Genomic DNA, 24,760 nt, shown 5'->3' on the forward strand with positions numbered 1-24,760 from the left:
TTGCTCACTCCTTCAGTAGCTGCATCCGGCGCAGCAATTTTTTCTGCACGGTCGGCAAGGCGAGGCTGGCCAGCTCGGATTCCGGCACCCACCGCGCCGGCAGCGTCGCCAGGGAAAATTTGTCTATTTCGGCCTGCACGATCGTCATGGTCCATTTCTGATGCGTAAACGTATGGGTGACAGGTCGCAGCCCCGGGTCGCTCAGCGTGAGCGCCGTCCCCGCTTCCGCCCCGAATTGCTCGGCCGCCTCTTGCAAGCGGGCCGGCGCCAGCGTTTCTTCAAGCTCATCTTCCGCGATCAGTGGAAACATCCAGAGGTCGCCCAGCATGCCTGTTTGCGGCCGCTGCATCAACAACCAGCCAGCCGGACTGTGAATCGCCAAGGCGAGGTACGCGATCGGCACCGGCCGCGGCTTTTTCGTCTTGACCGGAAAATCGAGAACGCGCCCGCTTTGAAAACTGGCGTCAAACGCGGCCACCGGGGAATGTTCGGCGTCGGGGTCGCTGGCCCGCATGTAGGTCGAACCGAGGTCCATGATGGCCTGGTTGAAGTCGCCCGGCCGCGCGGGATCGATCACCCGCCGAATCACGCGGTCGAACACCGCCCGCGTCTGCGGCTTTGCGATGTCATCCTCGATGCAAAACAGGCGGGCGAAAACGCGGAACGCATTGCCGTCGATGGCAGGCGCCACCTCATTGAAGGCGATACTGGCGATGGCCCCCGCCGTGTAGGGGCCAATGCCTTGCAAGGTCTGGAGTTCAACGGCTGTCGTTGGAAAAACGCCGGCATAATCGCGAACGACTTGTTGCGCCGCTTCCTGCAAGTGGCGGGCACGTGAATAATAACCGAGCCCCTCCCACGCCTTCATCACCTGCGCTTGCGGCGCATCGGCCAGGGCTTGCACCGTCGGAAATTGGGTGAGAAACGCTTCATAGTAAGGAATAACGGTCTGCACTTGCGTCTGTTGGAGCATGGTCTCGCTAACGAGAACGTGATAGGGCTCATGGTCGCGGCGCCAAGGCAGGTCGCGCTTATTTTGGTCATACCAGGTCAGGAGGGTCTCGCGAAATGCGGCGATCTTTTTATCGGACCAGGGAAATGGTGCAGTTTCAGGCATGATGAGGCTCCGTTTCTTTTGCTTGTTGCCTCCATTATACATGAGGTGGGCTGAGGGAAATCGAAAACAGACCAGGCCGAACTACCTGCCCGTCCTTAAACGCTCGGCTGCGCACCCTTTTCCAGTTGGGCTCCGGCCCGCATGGCGGAAACATCTAGGCGTCTCAGGCACTCGGTGGCAAGAAGCGCCACCAAGCGCCTGAGCCGACCTACCTGTTCCACCATCCCGCGGGCCTGCGCACCCTGAATCAAAAAAACAGCCCCGATCATTGATCGACGCTGCAACAGACTAGTATCAGGTTAATTTTCATTCTCGAGCTTCTCGGCTGCTTTGTCGATTGTGGCAAACCCTGACTCGGTCTTCTTGACTGGGTGCTCTGCGCGCTCCTTTTCAGCTTCCTGGATCAGCGCTTTACGCTCTTCTTTACTGAGCTTTCCTGCCATCATTCTCGCCTCTTTTTCGATGAAATAGAGTTGAGAGGTATGGCGCCTCTCGACGTGATAGTTATAACACACTTCCGCCAAATTAGCACATGAGAGGTTCTTCTGCTAACAAAAAAGTGGTGCGTGTTGCCTACGCCCAGCCCGCGTTCGGGCAAATGTAAAAGTTTTGCAACGCCGCTTAATCCGCGGCGTGAATAATTTTCAGATGCGATTCGCCGGTGCCGTCCGCGATCACCTGGAGCTGATCCGGGACAGTTGCCTGCAGCTCGCTGACGTGGCTGATGATACCGATCATGCGCGCGTTGCCCTCGATGCTTTCAAGCGCGTTCATCGCGGTATCCAGACTAGCGCTATCCAGCGAGCCAAAGCCTTCGTCGATAAACAGTGCATAAATGGAGACCCCGCCTGATTCTTGTTGAATCACCTCGCCCAGCGCCAGCGCCAAGCTGAGTGCGGCGATGAAACTTTCCCCACCGGACAGCGTGTGGACCGAGCGCGTTTGACCGAGTTGATCATCGTACACATCGATCTCAAGGCCAGAGCGATTCGCGGTGCTGCCGCCCGCCTCATGGAGCTTGAATTGATACCGGCCGGCGGAAAGGGTCTGGAGGCGCTGCGTCGCCGCCGTCAAAACCTTCGCCAAATAGGCCCGCAAGACATACCGCTCCAGGCTCAGCTTCTGCGTATTTTTCCCGTGCGCCACGGCGTAAAGATTGCTGAGGGCATTGGCCTCATCGATCAACGCCCCACTTTGGTCGTGCGCGGCCGCGATCTGATCATACAGGCGCTGGTTGGCGTCGCGCTTGGCCGTGGCCGCCGCGACGGCTTGTTGAGCGGCTGTGAAAATGGTATCCGCGCTGGTCCGTTTCTCGGTGAGCAGCGCCACATCCGGCTCCGACCGGCCGGCGATGGTGGTCGTCGCCTGCTGCTTCAAAGCAGTCTGGCGAGCGATGGCCTCGGTTGCGGCGGCCAACGACTCAGTCAGCGGGCCGATCTGATCCAGCTGCGCGCGCAAGGTGGCGAACTGCGCGCGACCGTCTTCTTTGAAAAAACCATCCAGGTCTTCCTCAAATGCGGCGTTACCCGTTTCAAGGCGCAAGCGGGCCGCATCCAATTGTTCCTGTTGGGTCGCCTGGCGTGCGCGCAATTGATTATCCTTCGCGGCAGCCGCTTGAACAGCTGTTGTCGCAGTGGCGAGCTGGGCATCATAGTCGCGAATTGCCTGCGTCAACTGCTGACTTTGCGAGTCGATCTCATCCTTGGCTGGGGCGTCCGCGGGTAAGGCGGCCTGCAGGGTCTGCGCCTTGGCAGTCGTTTCCGCCAATTCAAGTGCGGCGGTGTTGGCCGCCTCGACCGCCGTTTGATGGGCGGTCTCCAGCTGAGTCAACTGCCTCTGCAATTGAGTCTGGCTATCAGTGAGCGTGGCCGTCTGCGCCGTTTCGTCTGCAACTGTTGCCTTCAGATCGCGTTGCCGTTGCGCCAGCGCCGCCATCGTGGCTTCGGCATCCCCGCCCACCAAGTCACCGGCCGCCTTTTGGATCTCGGCCTCATTCGATGTAAGCTGCTTCGCCGTTGTTTCGAGCTGACTTGTCAGTTGGACCAGCGCCGTTTCCTTTGCGGCACGTGCCTGTTGCGCCGCTTGCCAGGTGGTTTGAAGCGCATCGACAGCCTCCTGCGAAACCCCGTTCAGCGCAACCGTCGCCGCCGGATGTGGGTGATCCAAGCTCCCGCAAACTGGGCAAGGGGCATCAGGCGACAGCTGGGCGGCCAGGGTCGCGATCTGATCGGCTAAGAGGGCGTCATGTGCGTGTTGATATTCCTGCTGCGCCTTATTTTCGCGACCTTGAAGCGCCGTCAATTCATCCGCGGTCTGGCGTTTTGCAGCCTCGTTGCGGGACCGTTCCAAAAGAAGCGCCTCACGCCGGGTCGCCAAGGGCCGCGTCGCCGCGAGCAGTTGGTCAGCCGCCTGCAATGCCGCCGCATGACTGCCGGCTGCTAACCCGGCGAGCGCGGCTTCGCCTGCCGTCAGTTTGGTGCGAAGCTGGGCCTGCTGGTCGGTGAGTTGCCCAAGCGTCGTCTGCGCCGCCGTGGCCGCTTCCTGGCTGGTGGCCTGCGCCGCAATCGCCTGCGCGAGCCCCTGCAGTTGCGTCCGCAACGTTGCCAGCCGCTTGAGTTGATCGCGTTTGGCATCGACCGCCGCACCTTGCTGCGTCAGCGCCTTTTGGGCCTCAGTCGCCTGAGCCAGCACCGCCTGATTTTTGGAAAATGCATCGGTAGTCGCCGCCAGTTCGGTCTTCGCTTCCTCGATCTGTTTGGCCAACCCAGCCAATTGATCAGCCACGGCGGTGCGGCGATCGACCCATTGGAGCTGACCCAATTTTTCCTGCTGGGCCGTGCGCTGATCTTGCTCAGCCGCCAACGTCGCCAGGGCCGCAGTCGCTGTTTTCAACTGCTCATAGGCGACGTCAAGGTGACGCGCCGCCGCCAGATCGGCCGTGGCTTGGTCAAACGCCTTGCGCGAACTGGTCAGCGTCGTCTGCGCCGTTTCGGCCGTTGCCACCAACTTCGCCAGCACCGGGCGCATCGCATCGAGTTGATCCGCGATGCGCGCGTCGGCGGCCGGCCGCACCGCATCTGCCGGATACTCAAACTGCCCGGCCAGCGTCTGCAGGCGCGCCTTCAGCTCAGCCGACCGCACTGCCGCCTTATCCGCCAAATCCTTGAGGGCCAATTCCCAGCTAGCATAGCGGTCCGTGCCAAATAAATGCCGAAGCAGCACCGCCTTGTCATCACTGCTGGCATCCAAGAATTGGCGGAACTCGCCCTGCGGCAGAAGGACCATTTGGCGAAACTGTTGGGCATCCAAGTTGAGAATCGCGCCGACTCGCGCATCCACCTCGCCGCGCTTGGTCAGCTCAGCCTCCTCTTCCCCATTTTTAGCGATTCGCATCGAGACCTGCGCAGGACGGGCCGTTGAGCCTTTGCCATTCTTGTAGGCATTGACCTGCGCGGGGCGCCGGGTGATCACGTATTCGCGGCCGCCATGGGTGAACGTCAGCGTCACCTCACTGATGTCGCTTTCCTCGGCAAAGGTCGAGCGCAAAGCGGCCCCATCCCGGTCATCGCTGGACGTACTCCCATAAAGCGCAAAGACCATCGCATCGAAGATCGTGGTCTTTCCGCTTCCTGTTTTCCCACTGATCAAAAACAGCGGCCGGTTCTCGAAGGCGGTGAAATCCACCTGGGCCTCGCGATACGGGCCAAAAAAGGCCATCGCCAATTTCTTCAGTTGCATCACTCTGCCCCCTTTGTGTGTGCCAACGCCTGTTTTGCCCATTCTGCCTGCTCAGGCGTCAACTTTTCGCCGGTCACTTGTTCAAAAAACTTATCCAGCATCGCCATCGGACTGATTTTCACACTCGTTGTTTCGCTGACCACTTCACCTTCGATGCCATTTGCCCGCGCCAGCGTCAACACACGCGGAAAGACTTCACGAAGTTGCGCCATCACATTGGGAATCACCGCTGTGTCAGTCAGGGTGATTGCGGTATAGGCATCGCGGTCGTATTCACCCGGGGTCGCATGCAAAAAGTTGGCAAACGGGCCGGTCAGCGTCTGTAGCTCATGCAGTGGGGCCAGTGGAACGAAGCGGCGCGCCATCGTGTCGGTGTCGAGGATGAACACTCCTTTTTCCTGATGCGCCTCGGACACGGAAAATTTCAACAGCGATCCCGCGTATTGAATCTTCTCCGCCCGCACCGCGTCCTTATTGTGCAAATGGCCCAGCGCCACATAATCAAACGGGGCAAGCGCCGCAACTGGCACAGCATCGAGGCCGCCAACATTGACCAGCGTTTCTGAATCCGAGTGCTCGCTGCCCGCAACAAAGAAATGTGCGATCAGCACATGCCGTTTGGTCGGGTCAAAGAGCGTCTGCATTTTCGCCACGACTGGCTCGATTGCTTTTTGAATATTCGTCAGCGTTTCGTCCTTAAAATAAAGGCGCGCATCGACCGGTTGGAAAAATGGCAACAGGAAAAATTGTGTGTCACCCAATGTCACCGGGGAAAATGCCTCCTCCAGCCGGGTGTTCAAATAAAGCCCGGTCGACTGAAACCACTCCCGCCCCGTGCGCAGCCGCACCCCGGAATCGTGGTTGCCTGAGATCACCAGAAGCGGCAAGCCCATTTCGCGATTCAGCTCAAACAGCATCTGGTCGACCAGCGTCACCGCCTCTTCGCTGGGCAGGGCGCGGTCGTACACATCCCCGGCCAACATGATCGCATCAACGTGTTCCTGCTCGGCGAGGGCCTTGAGTTCGTCGAAAACGGCGCGCTGATCTTCCAATAGATCGAACCCGTTGAGCTTTTTCCCGATATGCCAATCGGCGGTATGCATGATCTTCATCTACGGTCTACCTTTCCTGTGCGTTATCGCTTTGATTGTATCATTCACGGCCCAGCGCTGCCGTGGCGATTTTTTGCGACACCTATATATTACGCAAACGGGGGAAAATCGACAGGCGCTGGGAAAAAAGTTTGTGGATGATCTCGGCCCTCCCCTAGACGCTCGGCTCCGCACCCTGAAGTTGGGCTCCGGCCCGCATGGTGGAAACATCTAGGCATCTCATGCACTCGGTGGCGAGGAACACCACCAAGCGCATGAGCCGACCTGGCTGTCCCACCATCCCGCGGGCCTCCGCACCCTGAATCAAAAAAAACCGCCGCGTGCCGCGACGGCTGAAACTTCTTATTAATAGATGCCGGCAACTTGGGCCTGCGCGACTTCATGTGCCATGAACTCATCATAGGTAATGTCGGCGCGGTCGACAATACCTTTCGGGCCAACTTCAACGATATGGTTGGCGATCGTCTGAATGAACTGATGATCGTGACTCGTGAACAACAGGGAGCCCTTGAAGTCGATCAGCGCATCGTTCAGGCTGGTGATACTTTCCAGGTCCAGATGGTTCGTCGGGTCATCCAAAAGCAGGACGTTGGCCTTGCTCAGCATCATTTTGGCCAAGTAAGAACGGACCTTTTCGCCCCCGGACAAAACGGTGACCTGCTTCAACACTTCGTCACCGGAGAAAAGCATCCGGCCCAGGAAGCCACGCAGGAAGGTGTTGTCACTTTCCTCTTTGCTGGCAAATTGGCGCAACCACTCGAGAATATTCAGCGATGGATCGGAGAATTCCGGCGTTAAGTCCTTTGGCATCGCCGCTTGCGTCGTCGTGACGCCCCAAGTGATCGTCCCCTCGTCAGGCGCCATCGTGCCGGCCAGAATCTGCATCAGCACGCTGGTCGTGACGTCCGAGCGCGAAATGAACGCGGTCTTGTCGCCGGGGCGCAGGATGAAGTTGACGTTGTCGAGCACCTTCACGCCATCGATCGTCTTGGACACGCCGGACACGCGCAGGAGGTCGTTGCCGATCTCGCGCTCCGGGTCGAATTTGATGAATGGATACTTGCGACTCGACGGCTTGATGTCGTCCAACGTGATCTTATCGAGCTGCTTTTTCCGCGAAGTCGCCTGCTTAGACTTCGACGCATTCGCGGAAAAGCGGGCGATGAATTCTTGCAGCTGCTTGATCTGCTCTTCTTTTTTGGCGTTGGCCTGACTGCGGAGCTGTTGGGCCAGCTTAGAACTTTCCAGCCAAAAATCATAGTTGCCGACGAACAGCTGAATTTTTCCGAAATCCACATCACACATCATGGTGCAGACTTGGTTCAAAAAGTGGCGGTCATGGCTGACCACGAGCACCGTATTTTCATAATCGGCCAAAAAGTCTTCCAGCCAGGCGATGGTCTGCGGGTCAAGCCCGTTTGTCGGCTCGTCCAGCAGCAACACATCCGGCTTGCCAAACAGGGCCTGGGCCAGAAGCACCTTGACCTTGTCCCCTTCCGGCAGCTCCGCCATCAGAGTCTGATGGGCGCTTTCCGGAATGCCGAGCGACTGCAAGAGCTGGCTGGCGTCGCTTTCGGCGGTGTAGCCATCCATTTCGGCAAATTCGCCTTCAAGCATGCCGGCCTTCATGCCATCTTCTTCATTGAAGTCCGCCTTCGCGTATAGGGCGTCCTTTTCAGTCATCACTTCGTAAAGGCGTGCCCAACCTTGCAGCACCGTGTTCATGACAGTCTGATCGTCGAACGCAAAATGGTCCTGCTTCAGACTGCTCATCCGTTCGTTTGGATCGAGCGAAACGGTCCCAGTCGTCGGGGCAAGTTTGCCCTCGAGAATACGCAAAAACGTGGACTTGCCCGCGCCGTTTGCGCCGATGATGCCGTAACAGTTGCCGGGGGTGAATTTCAAATTGACATCGTCATACAACTTGCGGTCTGAGAAGACCATGGACACATTCGATACAGTTAACAAGGCGATTCTCCTTCTATTGTTAGTCATCCCATCTTAGCAAATAAACATGGCGAAAGAAAGGGTGCGACGAACGCCGGTTGGGCCTGAGCAGGTCGTGCGGGATGGCTTGAAAAATCGATAATCAAACAGCTGCAGTACTTCAACTCACTCAAAAGTTGTGCACAACTTTTTTACCTCGGCTGCCCCTTTCCCCACTGGATTATGGTACACTCTACTTGATGATAAAGATTATAAACTGGAGGGACCAATATGCCGATCGATCTGCGTCAAGTTCAAGACGTCTATAAAGACGCTGGCGATAATATTATTTTTGCCACGATGAATCTGAACCGTCAGGACCATGCCAGCGACCTTGAGACCATTCAAGACCTCGCCGAGCGCTTGCCTGCCTTCATCAACTCCATGAATATTCGCTATCCGGACAGCGGCCTCGCCGTTGCGTTTGGCCTGTCGCGCAACGCCTGGGATTACTTATTCCCTGATGCAAAGGTGCCGGCCGAGCTCGAAGAATTCCAGGCGATCGAAGGCCCGAAATTCACCGCACCAAATACCCCCGCCGACCTATTTTTCCATATTCGCGCCCGCAATTCGGCCGTGCCATTCGAGATCATGTCCGAAGTCATGGACCGCATCCGCGCCAATGTCACGACGGTCGATGAGACCCACGGCTTCCGCAACTTCGAAGGCCGCGCGATCATTGGCTTCGTCGACGGAACCGAAAATCCAAGCGCGCTCGACACACCGGAGTACGCGGTGATCGGCGATGAAGATCCTGATTACATCAACGGTTCCTACGCGTTCGCGCAGAAATATCTGCACAACATGGAAGCGTGGAACAAGCTGAAGATCGAGCAACAGGAACGCGCGATTGGCCGGAAAAAATACTCCGACGTCGAACTTGAAGACGAGGAAAAGGCACCGAACGCACACAACGTCGCCTCCCAAGACAACGAGGGCGGCGTCGAGCACAAGATTGTCCGGATGAATGTGCCATTTGCGGATCCGGCGAAAAATGTGAACGGGACCTATTTCATCGGTTATGCACGCCACTGGACCGTTACCAAGCGCATGCTGAATAATATGTTCAGCAAATCCGACCGCCTGCTTGATTTTTCCACCCCGATCACAGGTGAGGTCTTCTTCATTCCTTCAAAAGCAACTCTGGAAGCCATCGTGGATGATGACCTGCCAGCAAAAGACTGATTGCAAAAAGCTTGGGCCAAGACATCTGTTTTGGCTCTTTTTTTGTCGTTTTCGACGGCTGGTTATATGGACAGAAACGCTGTTACACCGGCATTCTTCAGTGGCTTGTTGCGCCAGTTGTGGCCCACTTTGCTCGACTACTGCCAAAAACCGCGTCACACCGGCATTTACATCATCCTCAATTCCGTGCCAGAAACGCATTAGAAGACTGGTTTTGAACCGTTATCCACCTTTTGGGGTCAAACTGACCGTTAAATGCGCGTGGGCCGATTCAGTAAAAAAGTCTTGATCTGGCTGCAATGCGGGGCGTGCGGAAAAAGTTATGTGACAGCATCACACTTCGGACGGCGCCCGCAGAACGGATTCTGAATCAGTGTGACGGCATCACACCAAAATTGGAGTCCAACCCGGGGCGTTCAAACTGGTGTGATGGTGTCACACAACTTTGCTCCTATAACCCAGGAAATTAACCTCGAGTGCTTTGAGTCTGTCCATCATTTTCCGGGTGTATCTTTCGCGGTCCCTGAGATCGCCCGAAATATCTGTTGGAAAAAAATGTGATGGCATCACACTGTTGTAGAGGTTACCCAATGGAATCCAGGGACCGCGATCTCTGAGATCGGAAATATCGAAGATCTGCCCCAGAAGAAGCAAATTTGCAGTTTCAGAGATTACAAGTTTGTGACCGCATCAGATTGTTCGGACCACGGGACCGCAAAGTTGCGCCTTTTGATCCAGAAACGCAACATCTGCGGTCCCGTGGTCCGCACGCCCAAAATGTCTGTTGGAAAATAATGTGATGGCATCACACTGTTGTGGAAGTTACCCAATGGAATCCCAGGGGACCGCGATCTCTGAGACCGAAAATACCGAAGATCTGCCCCAGAAGAAGACAATTTGCAATCTCAGGGATTGTAAGTTTGTGACCGTGTCAGATTGTCCGGACCACGGGACCGCAAAGTTGCGCCTTTTGATCCAGAAACGCAACATCCGCGGTCCCGTGGTCCGCACACCCCAAATTTCTGCTGGAAAATAATGTGATGGCATCACACTGTTGTGAAAGTTACCCAATGGAATCCCAGGGACCGCGATCTCTGAGACCGAAAATATCGAAGATCTGCCCCAGAAGAAGAAAATGTGCAATCTCAGAGATTGCGGGATTGTGACCGTGTCGGATAAGTCCGGACCACGGGACCGCGAACTATCCCCTATAAAGTGCAGGAAGACCACATCCGCGGTTCCGTGGTCCGCCGCCCCAAATGTCTGCTGGAAAGTATTGTGATGGCGTCACACCGATGTGGAGGCCGCCCTCGGCTTCAAACTTGTATAATGGCGTCCCATGTCTTTAGTTCTGGATTCGGGGGAAATCAAGATCCGCGTTCTCTGAGTACGCGAAGTGTGATGCTTCCACCTGGTGAGCCGACATACCAGTGTGATGCCGTCACACAACTTTTCTCTGAGTTTCCGAGATTCGAATCCTCATACCCGAGATACGAGGGCCGTGGCGCCCCACCTGGGCTTTCCTTGAAGGTGGTGTGATGGTGTCACATTTCTTTGCGCTGAGATACCCGGGATTCGATATGGGCACATCCCCTGAGCATGCCGATTGACAGTCTTCAAGCGGAAACAGCAATAATAGCATACCGAGAGTACGCAGAGTGGGTGGGCCTTCAAACTTGTGTGATGCCATCACATTACTTCCATCTGAGAGTTCTGGGAATCGAGCTCCCCAAACCCCGAGTATGCGGAACACAGCACGCCCGCCTAGGTAACCTTCAACTTGGTGTGATGGTGTCACATTACTTCGCTCGGGGGCCCTGGGGGCGTACCCCGAGTATGCCGATTGACAGATTGTGAACCAAAAAGGCGAGATCTGCATACCTAGAGTACGCGCCCTGGTTAGCTTTCAGACTCGTGTGATGCCGTCACACGCCTTTCCTCCATAACCCGGGAAATTAAGTCGAGTCCGTCGAGCATGTCCTATTTTCTCCGGGCGGTCCCTAAAATCGGAAATATCGAAGATCTGCCCCACACGAAGCTAATTGGCAGTCTCAGAGATTGCAGGATTGCGACAGCATCAGATCTTACGGACCACGGGACCGCGAATTATCCTCTTTTAATCCAGAAAGCCAACATCCGCGGTCCCGCGGTCCGCACGCCCAAAATGTCTGCTGAAAAATAATGTGATGGCATCACACTGTTGTGGAGGTTACCCCCGGGGACTCCTAGGTGATTCGATCTCTGAGATTGGAAATATCAAGCATCTTCGTCAGAAGAAGCAAACTGGCGATCTCGGAGATTGGGAGAGCAACAGAGCAGCGGACCACGGGACCGCAAAGTTGGGCTATTTAGTCCAGAAACGCAACATCCGCGGTCTCGTGGTCCGCACACCCCAAATTTTTGCTGGAAAATAATGTGACGCCATCACACTGTTATGAGAGTTGCCCAGAGAAATCCCCGAATCCGCGATCTCTGAGATTGGAAATATCGAAGATCTACCCCAGAATAATCAATTGGCAGTCTCCGGGGCCGCCAAATTCTAACCGTATTTATTTTTCCAGACTCATGGTCCGCAAATTTACCCCCCTTAGTCCAGAAAGCCAGCCGCCGCGGGGAACTGCACAGCAACTTATGTGACGGCATCACACTAGTTGAAGATCTTTCCCCGGGGGGCGCGATACATTCCCGTACCCCGGGTATGCGGATATCCAATTTTCGTCCAGAAAACCTTAGATCGGCGTACTCAGGGTATGCAGAACACAACTCGTGCGCTTCCGAATCCTAGCATCAAAAAGCCCTGCCCGGCCCAAAAATCATCCCCAAAAAATCAGTCCAAAGAACTACTTTACCTGATAGAGTAGCCGGGGTATGATAACTGCATCAGGTAAAGTAAAGGAGGCGGCGCCATGCTTTCCAGCGACAGCATTCGCGGGTATAATGATGCGATGATCCTGACCGTTTTGGCGCGCGGCGATTCGTATGGCTATCAGATCGCCAAGCAGATCGCGGCCAACAGCCAAGACACCTATTCGATGCGTGAGACCACCCTGTATTCTGTCCTGACACGACTGGTCAAGGACGGCTTGATCGAAGCTTATCCCGGCGAGATCAGTTACGGCCGCCCGCGCACCTATTACCACGTGACTGCCAGCGGCCATCAGTACTTGGCGGATAAAAAGACTGAGTGGCAGGAGTTAAAGACCGTCGTTGACCGCTTTTTAATGGAGGAGTAGCCATGGATTCACTCAAATCATACTTAGATTATGTTTTCAGCAGCATCCCGCAGACCGACGCCGCCGCGCGCGCCAAGCAGGACCTGCTGGACATGATGACGGATCATTATCACGAAGAACTCGCAAAGGGAAAAAGCGAAACGGACGCGGTTGCGGCGGCCATCGCTTCTCTGGGCAGTGTCGACGAGTTGCGCGCCACGCTCGACACGCTTGGCAACGACCAGCCGCAAGCCGATTCCAATTCCACAAGTGACTTCGACGAAGAAACGGGCGATTTCACCAACACTACCAGCACCGATTCAAACACCGATGCCGACACCACCAACGGCGCGTTCAATCCCGAAGACGCCGAGGCTTATTGGGCAAAAAGTGAGCGGTTTGCCCGGATGTTGTCGATCGGCATCGCCTTGACGATCGGCGCCATGGGCCTGGCGATCATGGCTGATTATGCCCGCAGCAATTGGTTTTTCAACATGCTTGGCATCGATCCAGACGGCCTGGTGGCGATGGCCCTGCTCGGCGGCTGGGCGGTAGGCGTGGCGCTGATCGTGCGCGCCGGCCTCAACCGCCGCGGCGATAACGAATGGCTGTACGAACATTGGCCGATCGCAGACGCCACGTTCAAGGCCGCTCTTGCGCGCCGTGACAGTTACCACAACGCCTACACGACCGGTTTGACCGGCGGCATCGTGATGTGCATTTTGTCCATCGCGGCACCGGCCATGGATGGCTCTGACGCCGGGGCCGGCCTGTTCTTCCTATTTGTCGCGATCGGCGTGTACTTCATCGTCTATGTCGGCCTGATCAACAGCTCCTTCAAGCGCGTGCTCGAAGCCGCCAAGCGCCCCTATATCTGATATTTATACAAAACAATGGGTGGCCCGTCATCAATATCGATGCGGACCACCCATTTGTATAAATCGCTTATATCACTTCTGGAAATAATCGGGCGACGATCCCCGCAGCGGATTCCCGTTTGGTGATCAGCCCTGCGACCTGGCCAGCCATCAAGGTGCCATTTTCGACATCCCCATTGATTGCGCGGGTCAAACTGCCAGCCGTCAATGCCTGCAACTCGGCCGGCGTTGCCCCGGCGGCTTCCTTCGCCAGATACGCCGTCGTCAACGCATTTTTCAAGCTCCGCACTGCATCGCCTGTGGTGCGGCCGGTCACGACGGTATCTGTATCTGTTGCGGCGATGACGGCGTCTTTGTAAGCATCGCTGATTGGCGTCTCATCGGCCACCAAAAATGCGGTGCCAACTTGCACCCCACTTGCGCCTAGGGCAAACGCGGCCCCGACCCCTTCTGCATCCGCGATACCGCCTGCCGCAAAAGCAGGCAAGTCCACCGCGGCGGCGACTTGGCGGACCAGACTGAAGGTGGTTTCGGTACCGATGTGACCGCCGGATTCCATCCCCTCGGCAACCAGCGCGTCGACGCCAAGCGCAGCCATTTTTTTCGCCACCTTGACCGACGGAATCACGGCCACGATCTTGGTGCCGACTTCATGCAGCGCCTCGGCGAACAGCTTGGGCGTGCCTGCGCTCGTGGTCACGACTGGCACAGGATGAGCGATCAGGTACGGCACCAGCTCGGCGATGTTGCCCTGTTGCAACATCAAGTTCACCGCAAACGGCTGATCCGTGGCCGAGCGCACCTCGGCAATCGCCGCCGCGAGCGTTTCCGGCGTTTGGCCAACGGTGGTCAACACGCCCAATCCCCCTGCGCGACTGACCGCGGCGACAAGGGCCGGTGTGGATATTTGCGCCAATGCCCCTTGAATCAAGGGCAGGCGGGTGCCAATAATTGATGTCATAAGAATATTCCCTCCGCTCTTTATTCTAGCGGAACATCAATTTCGTGCAAGCGCATTCGGATGAGGAGGCAATGAGCAAATTATGAAAATGATCACACTAGCCGGCCAGCAAGTTCCGCAACTCGGCCTCGGCACATGGGGCCTCGGCGAAAATAAAGCCACCGCGGACACTGCCCTCGCCGCGTTGCAGGCAGGCATTTCTGCCGGGGCGACGGTCATCGATACCGCGGAGATGTATGGCGACGGGGCCGCCGAAACGCTGGTGGGTCGGCTCTGGCAGACTGTGCCGCGCGATCGCGTTTTTTTGATCTCGAAATTTTACCCTTGGCACGCGGACCCCACCGAAATGCGAGTCGCCCTGCTCAATAGTTTGCGCCGGCTGAAAACAGACTATCTGGACCTCTACTTGTTGCACTGGCCAGGCGACACCCCGCTGGCCGCCACGGTGCAGGGGCTCAACGCGCTGAAAAAAGAAGGCCTGATCCGCGCCTATGGGGTGTCCAATTTTGACGTCGCCGATGTTCAAAAATGGCTGGCCGTGCCGGATGCGCCCCTGACCGCCAACGAGGTGCTGTACAACGTCGCCGAACGCGGCATCGAGTTTGACCTTCTGCCCCGCCACCGCCAACGCGGCATCACCACCATCGGCTACTTCCCATTTAATTCCGGAAGCGGCGACAGCATTCCCGTCCCCGACTCGCTCAAAGCGCTCGCCGCGGAAAAAGGCGTTACGGTTCATCAGCTTTTGTTGGCCTGGACGATGCGCACCGATGTCTTGAGCATCCCCAAGGCCAGCACAGTCGCGCACATGACCGCCAATTTGGCCGCGGCCGATCTGACGCTTTCGCCCACCGACCTGGCCCGCATCGACCAGCTTTTCCCCGGGCCGACCCGCAAAATGCCGTTGCATGAGATCTGATTTTTTCACCACGCCCCGGCCCGAGTGTTCAACCCAGACATTTGGCAAGGCGCGTGATACACTTGCTCTGAAAGGAGTGATCACATGTCAGAAGTCTCTTTGTATCATACGTATGTTCAAAACCATAACGGGCTCACCGGCACCAGCTTCGTTGAAGGCGACAAAGGCCTGGCGCTTGGTGTGTCGAGTTCTCTGATCAAGGCGCCCGGCACCAATCCGGAACAATTCATCGGTTTTGCCTTGGCGACCTGTTTCAACGCCACGATTCGCCTGGTCGAAGCCCGTGAAAAAACGGCAGAGGATTCCGCGCTTCGGGTGCGGGTGGATATCGTCAAGGACGACCCCGGCTACAAGTTTTTGGTCACGGCCCTGATCGCGATGCCGGAACACGAGCGCCAGGACGCCGAGCGCATCATTGCCGTTGCGCTGGACGAATGCCCGGTTGCCAAGCTCCTCAAGGATAACGAGAATGTGGTCTTCCGCTTGGTCGATGACCTGAACGCGGAACCCGTGCTCGGCGAATAAGCAACATGACAGCGCACTGATATTGCACACAATTTATGATCGAAAAACCGTGCCACCTCGCCATTTTCAGCTGAAAAATGGGAGGTGACACGGTTTTTTTCTTCTATTAATATGGCATCTCGTGGGACTACAAGCAGCCCTATTGGTACAGCGACTTCAAGGCGGCGAGATCCGCAGCGGACAGTTGCGTCAGGCCCTCATCCGTCGGGTACATCACCGACCGCGCATCCGTGCTGTGATCGAGGCCGAGCGCATGACCAAGCTCGTGAATGGCGACCGACGCGCTGAGCTGGCCGGTATGCGACACGTTAAGCTTGGCCATCGCGTGATTGATCATCACCGAGCCAATGCGCGTGATGCGCGGCCCGCCGACCCCAAGCTCGACCGAATTTGCCGCGACCTGCCCCGCCTTTTGGTAGGTGGAAAAAGTGATCGAGCTATCCTGCCACTGGCCGTCGCCGGCGATCAGTTTCACGATGCCCGTGGCGTTGTACACCGCCACCGCCTTTTTAAACATGGCCTTGGTCCGCGCGTCCACGGCGTCATCAAATTGATAATAGTAGGTCGCCTTCAACTTGCCTTGATGCATGATGGAAAAAGTCGGGGTCAGCGCGCTGTCAGCCTGGTCCTGAGCAAAATCGGCGTTGCTGTTTTCTGTTTTGGCCGCAGTCGCGGCCGTGCTGGTGGTGTCGGTGATCAGGGCGGGCACGCCCTTCAAGACATCCTGGCTCAGTGCGGAGATGCGGGAGGCGGCAGCGTCCTGCCAGGTCTGGGGAATCACGATCCAACCGTTGTACAGGGCGAACGCGCCGCCAAGCAGAATGGTCCAGCCGAGTGCTTTTCTTGCCTTCACCGCGTTCACCTCCTTGCCGATCTGCGGGTTGTTTTCTGCTATTATGGCAGGCGCTGGCTCGGCTGTCGAGGGGGGTGCCGGTTTCTTAACATTCCGGCAAAGTCTACGTTTCTTTCTCGTGTGAAACTCCCGGGTGTCCTCCGCCCAGAAAAAAATCGGCGCCCTCCCCCAACCGGAAAGGCGCCGACTGTTTGATTATTCGTTGCCCTTGAGCGCTTCGACCATGTCGATGTGCTTGAGGCGGTTGTGGGTGACCCACATGACGATGAAGGTGAAGACCAGCATCAAGGCGATGGAGGCGATGTAGCTGATCGGATGCATGGTTGGCGGGAAGATGATCATTGGGGTCGCGGCTTGGCGCAAAATGTAGAGGAGCAGGCCCCAGCCGACTGCGATGCCGGCGATGATGCCCATCAGTGTCATCACGATATTTTCGCGGACGATGTACATGGTGACTTCGCCGTCGAAAAAGCCGAGAACTTTGATGGTCGACAGTTCGCGCATACGCTCCGAGACGTTGATGTTGGTCAAATTGTACAAGACCACGAAGGACAAGACGCCGGACAGAAGCACGAAGATCGCGACTACCGGATTGAGGGTCGAGGACATGGTGGTGATGGTGTCCTCCGAGTCGGCGGTGAAACTGGTACCCAGGGTCTCGCCGTGTTCCAGCAGGTTTTTAGCCAAGGTGGTGCGCTGGTCGGCGGTTGGCGACTCGAGCTTGACCATCAGGGTGTTTGCACTGGCCGTTTTGGCGAAAGCCGTTTGGTAGGCGGCCTTGCTCATGTAAGCCATGACGCCGGCGTAATTGGCGGTGACCGCGGCCACTTTGACGGAAACAGGGTCCCGGCTACCCATTGTCACACGCACCTTGGCGCCCTTGCCCACGCCGAGGTCATCGGCGATCTTTTGGCTGATCACCAGGCCTGTTTTCGGCAGGGTCAACGCGCGCTTGTCCGCCTGCAGCGTGACATACTTGCGGAAAGTCGTCGCGTTTTGCGGGGTGAACAGATTGACGTCGTTGACTTGCTGGCCGCCTCGCTGGATCTTGATGATGTCGGCGGCCACCGGGGTACTACTTTGATACGTGCTCGCATCGGCCAGGACCGCTTTCGCCTTGGTCGCCTCGCCCGCCTTTTTCAAGCGGACCGTGGCGTCATAGTGGAAGACCTCGCCGAATTGCTGGGTGGCGGTGTTCAAGATCGAATCGCGCAGGCCAAACCCGGTCAGCAGTAGCCCCGTGCCGCCCGCGATGCCGATGATCGTCATGATCATGCGACTCTTGTAGCGAAAAAGATTGCGGTAGCTGACTTTTTGGTTGAAGGACAACCGCCGCCAAAGTGGGGTGATCCGTTCAAGCAAAATGCGCTTGGCCGTTTTCGGCGCTTGGGGCCGCATCAACTCGGCGGGTTTTTCCTGCAGCTCGCGCACCGTCACGAATGCGGCGGCGCCCACGGTTGCCAGCAGGGAAAAGCCCAGCGCCATCAGGAAGTCCACCCAGCTGAACGGAATGCTGGCGATCATCGGGATGTACATGCGATAGAGCCACAAAATAATGCGCGGCAGGCTGAAATTGCCCAGCACCCCACCGATCACCGCGCCGATCAGCCCGGCCATCAACGCGTAGACGACATAATTCCGCGCAATCGCGCCTTTGCCGTAGCCCAGCGCCTTGAACGTGCCGATCTGCATCCGCGCCTCTTCGACCATGCGCGTGACCGTGGTGAAGGTGATCAAGGCCGCGATCAGGAAGAAGAAGACGGGAAAAACATTGGCGATCGCCGCGATACGATCCGAGGAATCCCCGTAATCGGAAAAACCGGGGAGATCATCGCGCGTCTGCCAGGTGTAGGTCGTCTTGGTTTGGGCGACCAGATCCTTGCGCGCCTGATCCAGTTTCGTCTGGCTGGCCGCGAGCTGTTTTTCCTGCGCCGTGATCTCATCGGTGGTGGTGAGCTGGCCGCCACTTTGCGCGGCCACCTGAGCTTTGACGGCGGTGAGCTGCTTGCTTGCCTGATCGAGGGTGGCTTGCTGCTTGGTCAGCTCGGCCAGCGGCGTTTTTTGCAATTCGGCGATGCGCGCCGGCCGCCGGGTGTTGAACGCTTTTTTCAATGCGGTCACTTTCTTAGCGACCGCATCCTTGTAGGCATCCGAATAAGTATTCTCGTGCTGAAGGCCGGCGAAGCGCACCGTCAACAGCGTTGCCACGTCCAGCGCCATCTGTTTTTCGGGAATGTAGGCGAAAAAGCGGACCGTGCCATCCCCCACATTGGCGGAGCCGCGCGCGGAATTGTCAATGTACGTCGGCAAGTCGCCAAATCCGACGATCTTGTACGTGCGCTGCTTGAGACCGGCGCTTTTGGCAAAGGTGAACGACTGGCCGAGCTTGTAGTCGTATTCGTCCTTGGCGCGTTGGTCGAGCACGATCTCGTCGGCGTTTATCGGCAGCCGGCCACTTTCAAGCGTCAGCTGATTTTGCGTGAGCCCCTTGCGATAGCCATACAGCGCGATCGCCATGTCGCTTTTGCCACCGACCACATACTTGAACCGCATCAGTTCGGCCTTGGCCCCGGCGACTGTTTCGGCGGCGTCCTTGTCCTTGGCGGTGAAGCCGGTCGTGCTCAGCAGCTGCACATCGGCGAGGTGGCTGACCTTGACCGTGTGATCGAGTGAGTCGTTCAGGCCCGGCCCCGCCGCGCGAATGCCGACGAAGCTGAGGCACCCCAGCAAAATGATCAAGATCAGTGCGATGAAGCGTCCCTTGTTGGCGCCGATCTCGCGCCACATATTTTTTGTCATTGGCCGCATGCGATCACCACTCGATCTCTTCGACCGGCGTCGGCGTCGGATTATCCTCGACCGAGCGCACCTTGGCGTCATTGATGCGAATCACGCGGTCCGCCATTTTCGCCAGCGCCGCATTATGCGTGATCACGAGCACCGTTTTGCCCGCTTGACGGCTGGCATCTTGCAGCAGCTGCAGGACCTGCTTGCCGGTCTCGTAATCCAGCGCCCCGGTCGGCTCATCGCAGAGCAGGAGCTTCGGATTTTTCGCCAAGGCCCGGGCGATGGCAACGCGCTGCTGCTCACCGCCGGACAATTGCGAGGGAAAATTGTTGAGGCGCGCACCCAGCCCCACCTTCCGCAGGGTCTCCTCGGCGTCCAAGGCGTCCTTCACGATGGAGTTCGCCATTTCGACATTTTCCTTGGTCGTCAGATTCGGAATCAGATTGTAAAACTGAAACACGAAGCCGACATCATTGCGGCGAAACGCGGTCAGCTGGCGCTCGGAAAAAGTGGCAATGTCGACACCATCAATGATCACCTGCCCACTGCTCGGGCTATCCATGCCACCCAAAATGTTGAGCACGGTGGATTTGCCGGCGCCACTGGGGCCCAAGATCACCGTCAGTCGTCCCTGTTCGCAATCAAAAGAAATGTCGTTGTTGGCGATGATCTCTATTTCGCCCATTTGATACCGTTTAAATTCGTTACGGACCTCGATATAAGCCACGTTTTTTGCCTCCATGAACTAGACACACTATCTAACTGATATAATGATTATGACGCAACTGGCCCTCAGTTCTCAACCAGCAGATCTGGCCAGCATGTTATGAAATAGACAGTTCACCCAATTTTTGTCGGAAAGAAGGTCAGGCGCCATGGTCGGCACGAAAAATAATCGGCGCACCGCCTACACCAAGGCCAAATTGCAGGAGGCGTTGCTTTCCTCGCTCGCGGATAAACCGCTCGATAAGATCACGGTCTCAGCGCTGTGCGCCCAGGCCGATGTCAATCGCGGCACCTTTTACGCGCATTACAGCGACCCCGCCGCGCTGTTTAAGGCGATGGAAACGGAACTTGCCGCTCGCATCGCCCCGATGCTTGGCCCCACGCAAGGCGACTTGCGGGAATGGCTGCCGCCGATTCTCGAACTACTTCGCCAGCAGCGCGCCGCCACGGTCTTGATCATTCGCAATCTCGAGGAAAGCCCGGTCCTTCAGCTGATCCTCGACCCGATTCGCGAGCAGACCATGGCAACGTATCGCGCCCGTTTTAATGAGAGTGATCCGCAGAAGCTGGCTTACTACTTTCAATTTTTCCTCAATGGCTCCGTGCGCGTCATCACGTCTTGGCTGAAAAATGGCGGGGTGGAATCCCCGGCCGCCATCGCCGACATTCTCGCCAATATCACCCAACAAGTGCTGGCGCAAGACTGAACGCTCGCATAATTGACAGCGTTTTCGTTATAATAAAGGCAACAAGATGGGAGGAATTCTGATGGCTCATATCGGTATCATTGTCGGCAGTTTGCGCCACGCCAGCTTCACGAAGAAAGTGGCGCAGACGTTTGCCAAGCTCGCCCCGGCGGATCTCGACCCGATGCTCATTCCGATCGGCGACCTGCCGCTGTACAACGAGGACGCGGAAGTGCCGACCCCACCGGCCAGCTGGACCGCGTTTCGCGAGGCCGTTGCGGAAGTGGATGGCGTCTGGTTTTTCACGCCCGAATACAATCGCGGTCTGCCTGCAGCGCTGAAGAACGCGCTGGATGTCGCGTCTCGGCCTTATGGGAAAAATGTGTGGGCGGGCAAGCCTGCCTTGGTGGTCAGCGTCTCCCCTGGCGCGATCGGCGGCTTTGGGGCAAACATGCAACTGCGGCAGAGCCTGACCTTCCTCGACATGCCGGTGTTGCAACAGCCAGAAGCCTACATCGGTGGCATCTCCAAACTGTTGACTGAAGACGGCATCGTCCAGGGCACCCAGGACTATTTTGCCCTGATCATCGATAAGTATGCGGATTTCTATCGCCAGTTGAAGAAATAAGTTGCCGCGAAATTGATGGGCGCCTGCCACTGGATATTGGTGGCGGGCGCCTTTTTTTGGGTTAGTGTCGGGTGGAAGTCTGAGGCGTGTGCGCCCCACCCCTGATCGCGTACCTCCACACCCCTGCATAGTTGGGTTCCGGTGCGCAGGGGTGGGACATTTAGCTGACCTAGGCACTCGGTGGCAAGGAGCGCCACCAAGCACCTAGGCCAAGCTAACTGCCCACCCCTAAACGCGCACCTCCACACCCTTTTTGCCTAAAAAATGGTATGGTTGTCTCAGGAGATGAGCTTATGCCATTACAAACAATTGACCTCACTGCGCTGGCGCTGCATCCGCACCAGATCGGCAGCAAGACGTTCAGCCGCAAGCTTGCGATCACGTTGCCGCTTGCCGAATTCACGATGGCCGCCGGGGAAAGTATCACCGAGGAAACGTCGGCCCTCACGCGGTTATTTCTCGTGCTGGACGGCACGCTGCTCATTGATGTCGGGCAGGAGACCACCGCGGTTGCGGCCGGCCACTTGGCGCCTGTCCCCGCCGGCGTACCGCACCGCCTGCATGCCGACACCGATTGCCGGTATCTACAACTCGAAAGTCCCGCTCAGAAAGGAAATGCCTAATGCCATTTATCGATAAGATCGACCCAGCCACCACGTTGTCACTCACCTCGCTGATTCCGCTGGATGCCGGCCAGGTCAACAGCCGCACCTTGGTTCAACGCGACGACATGAGCATGACCCTGTTTTCCGTCGCCACCGATGAAGAAATTGGCGGGCATACCGCGGAAGGCGATGCGCTCGTCAACATTCTCAGCGGTGAAGCCGAAGTGACCATTCGCAAAAAGGCCCACCGTGTGCCGGCCGGCCAATCGATTCTGATTCCTGCAGGTGCCCGCCATTCGCTGTACGCGCTGGAGGGATTCCAAATGTTGCTGATCGTGGTTAAACCGCAAGCGGAAAACTAATCCTCACACGCAGACCGCCCAGTCGCTTCGCAAATGCGACTGGGCGGTTTTTGTGGCGCAACCGCCGATTGTTATATCAAGCTTGGCCTACCGCAACCGACAACTTTTGCGCTGGATGTGCATGAGGCCCTGTTTGCGTTTTCGCCGCGTGCTACAGTTAGCGTAAACACATTGCGGAAGCATTGCGAACGCTTTCCGGAAAGTGTTCTGGAAAACATTCTGGAATCATTTTGAAAAACCCACAGGAGGCCATCATGTCCCAACTATTTTCACTCACCGACTTCGGCGCCAAGCCCGACACCGTCGCCATTCAAACCGAGATCTTTCAGCACGCCTTGGACGCCGCGCGTGAGGCCGGTGGCGGCGAAGTCATCGTGCCGGCCGGGCATTTTGTCATCGGCAGCATTCGCATCTACAGTCACACGACGCTGCGGCTGAGCGCCGGCACCCATCTGGAGGCGAGCCCGCGCATCGCAGATTTCACCTCGTTTGGCAACCGCACCCATCTCGCCTACGCCCAGGAACCTTTTTACATCAAGGACTGGCACCTGCCCGCCGACTATTTTCATGCGCTGATCTGCGCGTATGACGCCGAGGATATCGCCGTGATTGGTGCGCCCGGCGCCACGATCGACGGCTGCGACCTGCGCGACGATGACGGCGAAGAAGGATTCCGCGGCCCGATGACGTTGGTGTTTTCCGCGGTGAAAAATCTGACGTTGCGCGGCTACACAGTCGTTCGCAGTGCCAACTGGGCGCATGTCATCGATTCCTGTGAAAATGTCCAGATCCGCAACATCGAGGTCCGCGGCGGCCATGACGGCTTCAACCTGCATCACTCGCATCACATCGAGCTGAGCAATTGCACCCTGCGCACCGGCGACGACTGCCTCGCCGGCTACGATGTCCATGACCTCACCGTCGCCAACACCTTCATGAATTCGGCCTGCAACAACATGCGCCTCGGCGGGGTCGACCTGGTGTTCATCAACGACACCTTCCTCGCCCCGGCGGCCTACCCGCACCGCTCATCCGGCCGCCACGACACGCTCAACGCCTTCATGTATTATTCGCTGGACAAGGACAGCGGCGAAGACGGGAAAAATGTGTCCTTCTCGCATTGCACCTTGGTGGGGCTCGACCAGCTCATGTATGTCCACTTCGGCCAGCAATGGGCCCTTCAAACGCATTACCCACTGCGCGACATTCGCTTTGAGGACACGACCATCACCGCCATGCACCAGACCGCCATCGCAATGGGCGAAGGCGAGCCGCTGACGGTGACCTTCAAAAACGTGACGATCACCGATGCCCCGACCCCGTTTTTGACCACAGACGCCAGTGCAACCGTGGTCTTGGAGAATGTCGACTGCGGGAAAGGCGTGACCTTTGAAACCGCAAACGGGCCGCGATCGCTTTCCGGGGTCGTCGAGCGCGTGACCCTGTAACACGCGACACTGATTTTTCCCGGCTGGACACTCGCGGCAAATGCGCGTGTCCGGCTTTTTTGTATGACGGCTCGGCACGCCCTTTTTTCAAGTGCAAAAAAGAGCCCCACACATCGAAATGTGCGGGGCCCCACTCACTGTAAAGAATTACAGCTTGTTAACGTTGGCAGCTTGAGGGCCGCGATCGCTTTGCTCTACGTCGAAGGTTACAGCCTGACCTTCGTCAAGCGTCTTGTAACCGTCGCCCTGGATTGCGGAGAAATGTACGAATACATCTTTGCCGTCTTCACCAGTGATGAAGCCATAACCTTTATCAGCGTTGAACCACTTAACAGTACCCTGTTGCATATTGAATGAATCTCCTTCATTGAAAACTAAAGTGACAAATCAACCGGTAATCGCTGAAAGGAAATCCATCATGCTTATACACAACTTGTTTCAGTTCATCAATTACTATGGCTAGTTTAACACAGCCCCGGCGAGAAACCTAATTATTTTGCTTGGCCAAGGCGGTAAAGTGCTACGATAGAAGAAATTTCAAAGGAAGTGCCGCCATGTCCCAAACCTTCACCATTCGGTCCATGCACTCCGCCGATAACCAGGCGATCAAACAAATTCTTCAGCAATGCCTTCAGGACGCAGGTCTAGCCATCCCCGGCACCGCTTTTTTCGACCCACAGCTCGACACGTTGGCTGAGTATTACCAACGGTCACCTAAAAGCGCTTACTGGGTCGCGGAAAATAACGCCGGTAAAATTGTCGGCGGGTGCGGGTATGGCTCCGTCAGTGCGGACCCTGCCGTCGCCGAATTGCAAAAACTCTACCTGACGCCGGCCGCGCGTGGGCTTGGCTTGGCGAAGGCGTTGCTGCATCTGACGGAAGGTGCGGCCAAAGCAGATGGGTACCGCCAACTGTATGTGGTGACCGACACCAAATTGCCAGTGGCCAATGTCCTCCTGGATTATTCATAGAATTTCAAAAAAGCAGCGCAATCCCACGATTCACACGGGACTGCGCTGCTTTGGTGTTTCA

21 protein-coding genes are annotated in these 24,760 nt (G+C 57.0%); 11 read left to right on the plus strand and 10 right to left on the minus strand.

Annotated features, from left to right (window positions below; genetic code table 11):
• Positions 1 to 4: 4 nt before the first annotated feature.
• The 5 genes from mutY to JUE67_RS11020 all read right to left on the minus strand — a co-directional run bounded on the left by mutY (position 5) and on the right by JUE67_RS11020 (position 7,935).
• Positions 5 to 1,117, minus strand: coding sequence for an A/G-specific adenine glycosylase (gene mutY / locus JUE67_RS11000; RefSeq protein WP_203628436.1), 1,113 nt, complete (start codon positions 1,115 to 1,117; stop codon positions 5 to 7).
• A 299-nt stretch (positions 1,118 to 1,416) separates the two neighbouring features.
• A complete protein-coding gene (locus JUE67_RS11005; RefSeq protein ID WP_164510160.1) occupies positions 1,417 to 1,560 on the minus strand; it encodes a hypothetical protein in 144 nt (47 codons plus the stop codon).
• A gap of 178 nt (positions 1,561 to 1,738) precedes the next feature.
• A complete protein-coding gene (locus JUE67_RS11010; protein ID WP_203628435.1) occupies positions 1,739 to 4,855 on the minus strand; it encodes an AAA family ATPase in 3,117 nt (1,038 codons plus the stop codon).
• The gene (locus tag JUE67_RS11015) at positions 4,855 to 5,967 is read right to left on the minus strand and encodes an exonuclease SbcCD subunit D (RefSeq protein WP_203637159.1); all 1,113 of its coding nucleotides are present in this window, start codon (positions 5,965 to 5,967) and stop codon (positions 4,855 to 4,857) included. Before JUE67_RS11015 ends, JUE67_RS11010 begins: the two co-directional genes overlap by 1 nt.
• Before the next feature lie 345 nt (positions 5,968 to 6,312).
• On the minus strand, positions 6,313 to 7,935 hold the full coding sequence (locus JUE67_RS11020) for an ABC-F family ATP-binding cassette domain-containing protein (RefSeq protein WP_203628433.1): 1,623 nt from the start codon (positions 7,933 to 7,935) through the stop codon (positions 6,313 to 6,315).
• Positions 7,936 to 8,184: 249 nt separating this feature from the next.
• Between JUE67_RS11020 and JUE67_RS11025 the strand changes: the two genes are divergently transcribed.
• From JUE67_RS11025 to JUE67_RS11035, 3 genes are all read left to right on the plus strand, one after another.
• A complete protein-coding gene (locus tag JUE67_RS11025; RefSeq protein ID WP_203628432.1) occupies positions 8,185 to 9,138 on the plus strand; it encodes a Dyp-type peroxidase in 954 nt (317 codons plus the stop codon).
• A gap of 2,906 nt (positions 9,139 to 12,044) precedes the next feature.
• Positions 12,045 to 12,371, plus strand: a complete 327-nt coding sequence (locus tag JUE67_RS11030) for a PadR family transcriptional regulator (RefSeq protein ID WP_203628431.1) — start codon at positions 12,045 to 12,047, stop codon at positions 12,369 to 12,371.
• 2 nt (positions 12,372 to 12,373) lie between these two features.
• Positions 12,374 to 13,228: a permease prefix domain 1-containing protein gene (locus JUE67_RS11035; RefSeq protein ID WP_203628430.1), complete on the plus strand. Its 855-nt coding sequence runs from the start codon at positions 12,374 to 12,376 to the stop codon at positions 13,226 to 13,228.
• A 67-nt stretch (positions 13,229 to 13,295) separates the two neighbouring features.
• Here the strand turns inward: JUE67_RS11035 and JUE67_RS11040 are convergent, their stop codons facing one another.
• The gene (locus JUE67_RS11040) at positions 13,296 to 14,189 is read right to left on the minus strand and encodes an NAD(P)H-dependent flavin oxidoreductase (protein WP_203628429.1); all 894 of its coding nucleotides are present in this window, start codon (positions 14,187 to 14,189) and stop codon (positions 13,296 to 13,298) included.
• Between the two features lie 82 nt (positions 14,190 to 14,271).
• Between JUE67_RS11040 and JUE67_RS11045 the strand changes: the two genes are divergently transcribed.
• Both JUE67_RS11045 and JUE67_RS11050 read left to right on the plus strand, forming a co-directional pair.
• Positions 14,272 to 15,108: an aldo/keto reductase gene (locus JUE67_RS11045; RefSeq protein ID WP_203628428.1), complete on the plus strand. Its 837-nt coding sequence runs from the start codon at positions 14,272 to 14,274 to the stop codon at positions 15,106 to 15,108.
• A gap of 84 nt (positions 15,109 to 15,192) precedes the next feature.
• A complete protein-coding gene (locus tag JUE67_RS11050; protein WP_203628427.1) occupies positions 15,193 to 15,633 on the plus strand; it encodes an OsmC family protein in 441 nt (146 codons plus the stop codon).
• 139 nt (positions 15,634 to 15,772) lie between these two features.
• Here JUE67_RS11050 and JUE67_RS11055 read toward each other — a convergent pair whose 3' ends face one another.
• From JUE67_RS11055 to JUE67_RS11065, 3 genes are all read right to left on the minus strand, one after another.
• The gene (locus tag JUE67_RS11055) at positions 15,773 to 16,486 is read right to left on the minus strand and encodes a matrixin family metalloprotease (RefSeq protein WP_203628426.1); all 714 of its coding nucleotides are present in this window, start codon (positions 16,484 to 16,486) and stop codon (positions 15,773 to 15,775) included.
• 195 nt (positions 16,487 to 16,681) lie between these two features.
• A complete protein-coding gene (locus JUE67_RS11060) occupies positions 16,682 to 19,294 on the minus strand; it encodes an ABC transporter permease (protein ID WP_203628608.1) in 2,613 nt (870 codons plus the stop codon).
• A 4-nt stretch (positions 19,295 to 19,298) separates the two neighbouring features.
• Positions 19,299 to 20,000, minus strand: a complete 702-nt coding sequence (locus JUE67_RS11065) for an ABC transporter ATP-binding protein (RefSeq protein ID WP_203628609.1) — start codon at positions 19,998 to 20,000, stop codon at positions 19,299 to 19,301.
• A gap of 148 nt (positions 20,001 to 20,148) precedes the next feature.
• Between JUE67_RS11065 and JUE67_RS11070 the strand changes: the two genes are divergently transcribed.
• From JUE67_RS11070 to JUE67_RS11090, 5 genes are all read left to right on the plus strand, one after another.
• The gene (locus tag JUE67_RS11070) at positions 20,149 to 20,706 is read left to right on the plus strand and encodes a TetR/AcrR family transcriptional regulator (RefSeq protein WP_203628610.1); all 558 of its coding nucleotides are present in this window, start codon (positions 20,149 to 20,151) and stop codon (positions 20,704 to 20,706) included.
• 61 nt (positions 20,707 to 20,767) lie between these two features.
• The gene (locus JUE67_RS11075; RefSeq protein WP_373300952.1) at positions 20,768 to 21,313 is read left to right on the plus strand and encodes an NADPH-dependent FMN reductase; all 546 of its coding nucleotides are present in this window, start codon (positions 20,768 to 20,770) and stop codon (positions 21,311 to 21,313) included.
• A 293-nt stretch (positions 21,314 to 21,606) separates the two neighbouring features.
• Positions 21,607 to 21,936 carry a cupin domain-containing protein gene (locus JUE67_RS11080; protein ID WP_203628611.1) on the plus strand — a complete coding sequence of 110 codons (330 nt, stop codon included), beginning with the start codon at positions 21,607 to 21,609 and terminating at the stop codon, positions 21,934 to 21,936.
• Positions 21,936 to 22,280, plus strand: a complete 345-nt coding sequence (locus JUE67_RS11085) for a cupin domain-containing protein (RefSeq protein WP_203628612.1) — start codon at positions 21,936 to 21,938, stop codon at positions 22,278 to 22,280. The genes JUE67_RS11080 and JUE67_RS11085 overlap by 1 nt, the downstream gene beginning before the upstream one ends.
• A gap of 254 nt (positions 22,281 to 22,534) precedes the next feature.
• Positions 22,535 to 23,728: a glycoside hydrolase family 28 protein gene (locus JUE67_RS11090; protein WP_203628613.1), complete on the plus strand. Its 1,194-nt coding sequence runs from the start codon at positions 22,535 to 22,537 to the stop codon at positions 23,726 to 23,728.
• 147 nt (positions 23,729 to 23,875) lie between these two features.
• On the opposite strand, the gene JUE67_RS11095 is transcribed toward JUE67_RS11090, so the two are convergent.
• Positions 23,876 to 24,076, minus strand: coding sequence for a cold-shock protein (locus JUE67_RS11095; RefSeq protein WP_125697115.1), 201 nt, complete (start codon positions 24,074 to 24,076; stop codon positions 23,876 to 23,878).
• A 206-nt stretch (positions 24,077 to 24,282) separates the two neighbouring features.
• On the opposite strand from JUE67_RS11095, the gene JUE67_RS11100 reads away from it, so the two are divergent.
• Positions 24,283 to 24,699 carry a GNAT family N-acetyltransferase gene (locus JUE67_RS11100; protein WP_203628614.1) on the plus strand — a complete coding sequence of 139 codons (417 nt, stop codon included), beginning with the start codon at positions 24,283 to 24,285 and terminating at the stop codon, positions 24,697 to 24,699.
• The last annotated feature ends 61 nt before the right edge of the window (positions 24,700 to 24,760 follow it).

It is taken from the genome of Lacticaseibacillus mingshuiensis (genome assembly GCF_016861785.1).
Taxonomy (GTDB): domain Bacteria; phylum Bacillota; class Bacilli; order Lactobacillales; family Lactobacillaceae; genus Lacticaseibacillus; species Lacticaseibacillus mingshuiensis.